This is a genomic window from Kitasatospora nipponensis, assembly GCF_039528135.1.
Taxonomy (GTDB): Bacteria; Actinomycetota; Actinomycetes; order Streptomycetales; family Streptomycetaceae; genus Kitasatospora; species Kitasatospora nipponensis.
In genome coordinates this window covers 1-788 of record NZ_BAAALF010000648.1, presented here as the reverse complement: position 1 = coordinate 788, position 788 = coordinate 1, and the positions used below count along the sequence as shown (strand labels likewise).

At 69.7% G+C, this 788-nt stretch carries 1 pseudogene; it reads right to left on the bottom strand.

Going from position 1 to position 788, the window contains the following annotated elements:
- Nucleotides 1–788 (bottom strand): annotated as a pseudogene (locus ABD323_RS42475) (hypothetical protein); the annotation flags it as partial.

Below are 788 nucleotides of genomic sequence, written 5' to 3'. Positions count from 1 at the left end.
CCTGCTCGTACTGCCACACCGGGTCGTCGCCCTCCTCACCGGGGTCGCCGCGCCGGTACAGCTTGCGGATCGCGTTGAACGCCGCGTCGCCACCCGCCCCGATCTCCTGGGCGATCCCCAGTCTCAGCGAGTAGGACCGCTCCCACTTGGCGATCTGGAGGAACTCCGCATACGCCGGCTCGCCGTAGTCGAAACCCTCCACGGGCGAGCGCTGCAGCTCGTCGCGCCGTCGGCTGATCTCGCGGAGCGCCTCGCCGAAGCGGGCGACCAGCCGGTGCTTGGCCTCGTCGAGCGTTCTCCGGTCCCCTGAGGTGATCTTCGGCCACCGCTCCAGCAGCTCCTTCGCGATGCTCCGGTGGATCGGCTTCTGCACATGGACGTCGTACTCCAGTGCCGTGGCGTACATGTCGAGGGCCTTGGCGTCCGACCGCCCCCGCGCGGCGTCCACCAACAACTGTGCCACTCCGTCCGTGGCGCGCGGGGACTTCTTGCAGCCGCGCAGCACCAGCGCGATCAGCAGCTCCCGCCCGGGCCCCTGCCCGCCGATCGCCTCCTCCAGGGCGCTCCCCACGGAGTGCAGGCAGCTGGAACCGAAATAGGCCTGCAGGATGCTGTGCGGGAAGCGGACCCGGTCCCCGAAAGCCTCGACCAGACCGAGTGCCTCCGCTCGCGAGGTGTAGAGCGACAGTAGGCTCTCGCAGCGGGTGATCTCCATACCGTTCAGTTCGGTGATCTCCCGGTGGAGACTGCCGGCCGCCCCGGCGAGCCAGGAGTCCGCCGGCTCGATC